The organism is Lactobacillus psittaci DSM 15354, from assembly GCF_000425905.1.
Taxonomy (GTDB): domain Bacteria; phylum Bacillota; class Bacilli; order Lactobacillales; family Lactobacillaceae; genus Lactobacillus; species Lactobacillus psittaci.
Genome location: NZ_AUEI01000020.1, coordinates 1 through 2949 on the forward strand (window position 1 = coordinate 1; position 2949 = coordinate 2949).

Annotated in this window: 1 rRNA gene; it reads left to right on the plus strand. The window is 50.1% G+C overall.

Features of this window, described 5'->3' with window-relative positions:
• Nucleotides 1–98 precede the first annotated feature (98 nt).
• Nucleotides 99–2949, plus strand: a 23S ribosomal RNA gene (locus tag H628_RS0104175); the annotation flags it as partial.

The following is a 2949-nucleotide window of genomic DNA, read 5'->3' on the forward strand; positions in this document are numbered from 1 at the left end:
AGTTAGTACGTTGAAAACTGAATAACAACCAAGTAAAAACCGAGACAATCGAAGAACAGATTGTGAAAGCGAACCGAGAAGAGAAGATCTAGGTAATAGGTCAAGTAGAGAAGGGCGCACGGTGAATGCCTGGGCACTAGCAGCCGAAGAAGGACGTGACGAACCACGAAAGGCTACGGGGAGCTGTAAGTAAGCTAAGATCCGTAGATATCCGAATGGGGGAACCCGGTGCAGCGATGCATCATTAAATACTGTTAAGGTATTTAAAGGAAGACGCAGTGAACTGAAACATCTAAGTAGCTGCAGGAAGAGAAAGAAAGATCGATTTCCCAAGTAGCGGCGAGCGAACAGGAAAGAGCCCAAACCAGTGAATTTATTCATTGGGGTTGTAGGACTACGATGTGAGACAGAGAGGTATAGTTGAAGCCTTTGGGAAGAGGCGCCAGAGAGGGTGATAGCCCCGTAAGCGAAATAGCTCGAAGCTCTAGTAGAATCCTGAGTAGGCCGGGACACGAGAAATCCCGGTTGAAACAGCGAGGACCATCTCGCAAGGCTAAATACTAGCTAGTGACCGATAGTGAACCAGTACCGTGAGGGAAAGGTGAAAAGAACCCCGGGAGGGGAGTGAAAGAGAACCTGAAACCGTGTGCCTACAAGTAGTCAAAGCACATTAAAGTGTAATGGCGTGCCTTTTGTAGAATGAACCGGCGAGTTACGTTAAATAGCAAGGTTAAGTGAGAAAAGACGGAGCCGTAGCGAAAGCGAGTCTGAATAGGGCGAGAAGTTATTTGACGTAGACCCGAAACCAAGTGACCTACCCATGTCCAGGTTGAAGGCCAGGTAAAACTGGCTGGAGGACCGAACCCACGTAAGTTAAAAATTGCGGGGATGAGGTGTGGGTAGCGGTGAAATTCCAAACGAACTTGGAGATAGCTGGTTCTCTCCGAAATAGCTTTAGGGCTAGCCTCGCGAGAGAGGATAATGGAGGTAGAGCACTGTTTGGACTAGGGGCCCGTCAGGGGTTACTGAATCCAGATAAACTCCGAATTCCATATATCTATACGCGGGAGTCAGACTGCGAGTGATAAGATCCGTAGTCGAAAGGGAAACAGCCCAGATCACCAGTTAAGGTCCCCAAATCTATGCTAAGTGGAAAAGGATGTGGAGTTGCGTAGACAACTAGGACGTTGGCTTAGAAGCAGCCATCATTCAAAGAGTGCGTAATAGCTCACTAGTCGAGTGGCGCTGCGCCGAAAATTTACCGGGGCTAAGCATAGTACCGAAACTGTGGATGTACGTAAGTACGTGGTAGGAGAGCGTTCTAATAGCGGAGAAGCCTAATCGAGAGGATAGGTGGAGCGATTAGAAGTGAGAATGCCGGTATGAGTAGCGAAAGATAGGTGAGAATCCTATCCGCCGAAAGACTAAGGTTTCCTGGGGCAGGCTCGTCCGCCCAGGGTAAGTCGGGACCTAAGGTAAGGCCGAGAGGCGTAGCCGATGGACAACAGGTTGAGATTCCTGTACTAATATCAATCGATATGAGCGATGGAGGGACGCAGGAGGCTAATGACGCATGGTGCTGGATCCATGTGAAAGCGTCAAGGCTGAAAGTGAGTCAAATGCTTGCTTTCGAAAAGGCTAAGGCGTGATGCGGAGCGAAATAAAGTAGCGAAGGTCATGATGTCACACTGCCGAGAAAAGCTTCTAGCCAGAGAGATATTACCCGTACCGCAAACCGACACAGGTAGTCGAGTGGAGAACACTAAGGTGAGCGAGAGAACTCTCGTTAAGGAACTCGGCAAAATGACCCCGTAACTTCGGGAGAAGGGGTGCTAATCGAAAGATTAGCCGCAGTGAATAGGCCCAAACAACTGTTTATCAAAAACACAGGTATCTGCAAAATCGTAAGATGACGTATAGGTGCTGACACCTGCCCGGTGCTGGAAGGTTAAGAGGAGAGCTTAGCGTAAGCGAAGGTTTGAATTGAAGCCCCAGTAAACGGCGGCCGTAACTATAACGGTCCTAAGGTAGCGAAATTCCTTGTCGGGTAAGTTCCGACCTGCACGAAAGGTGTAATGATTTGGGCACTGTCTCAACGAGAGACTCGGTGAAATTATAATACCCGTGAAGATGCGGGTTACCCGCGACAGGACGGAAAGACCCCATGGAGCTTTACTGTAGCTTGATATTGAGTATCTGTTAAACATGTACAGGATAGGTAGGAGCCAGAGAAAGTAGGACGCTAGTCTTACTGGAGGCGCTGTTGGGATACTACCCTTGTTTGATGGATGCTCTAACCTAGGTCGCTAAGCGTGGCCAGGGACAGTGTCAGGTGGGCAGTTTGACTGGGGCGGTCGCCTCCTAAAGTGTAACGGAGGCGCCCAAAGGTTCCCTCAGAATGGTTGGAAATCATTCGCAGAGTGTAAAGGTATAAGGGAGCTTGACTGCGAGACAGACAAGTCGAGCAGGGACGAAAGTCGGGCTTAGTGATCTGGTGGTACCGCATGGAAGGGCCATCACTCAACGGATAAAAGCTACCCTGGGGATAACAGGCTTATCTCCCCCAAGAGTTCACATCGACGGGGAGGTTTGGCACCTCGATGTCGGCTCGTCGCATCCTGGGGCTGAAGTCGGTCCCAAGGGTTGGGCTGTTCGCCCATTAAAGCGGCACGCGAGCTGGGTTCAGAACGTCGTGAGACAGTTCGGTCCCTATCCGTCGTGGGCGTAGGAAATTTGAGAGGAGCTGTCCTTAGTACGAGAGGACCGGGATGGACATACCGCTGGTGTACCAGTTGTTCTGCCAAGGGCATCGCTGGGTAGCTATGTATGGAAGGGATAAGCGCTGAAAGCATCTAAGTGCGAAGCCCCCCTCGAGATGAGATTTCCTTTGCGAAAGCAATAAGACACCTCAAAGACTATGAGGTAGATAGGCTGGGAGTGGAAGTAGAG